The organism is Arthrobacter sp. SX1312 (assembly GCF_002929295.1).
Lineage (GTDB): Bacteria > Actinomycetota > Actinomycetes > Actinomycetales > Micrococcaceae > Arthrobacter_D.
On sequence record NZ_PJIM01000072.1, the window covers coordinates 1 to 519 of the forward strand.

General features: G+C 49.1%; 1 other RNA gene. It reads right to left on the reverse strand.

Going from position 1 to position 519, the window contains the following annotated elements:
* Position 1 precedes the first annotated feature (1 nt).
* Positions 2–519, reverse strand: a transfer-messenger RNA (tmRNA) gene (gene ssrA / locus CXQ92_RS17690); the annotation flags it as partial.

Below are 519 nucleotides of genomic sequence, written 5' to 3' on the forward strand. Positions count from 1 at the left end.
TGGCGGGAGTTGAACCCGCGTCCGAAATTCCTACATCCTCGGCACTACATGCTTAGTCCAGTCTTTACATTCGCTGGCCAGCTGCGGACGGACACGCCACTGACAAACTAGCCTGATTAGTTTTAACGCTTCAACCCCAGGCAGGGCACATTAAGTTAAGGATTACTCTTCTTCTTCCACAAAGCCTGCCTCTTTCACCGATGTTGCGGCGCGGCGGGCTTCCCCTTTGTGTTGCACTTTATTCAGCTGCCGTTCCAGCTTGTTGATCAATTCGTTGATTGCGACGTACATATCTTCGCTTCTTCCGCTGGCGACCAGATGCCCGTTTGGCGTATTAATGGTTGCATCAGCGACAAAACCCTGCGGCTCCTTAGAGAGAATGATGTGCGGGTTGATTAAGTGGGTTTGCCATTTATCCAATTTGGCGAGACGGTCTGCGACATGCTGGCGAATTGCCGGAGTAATTTCCATTTGTTTACTGGTAATGTTCATTGTCATAAATTTTACCTCTTGTCTTTC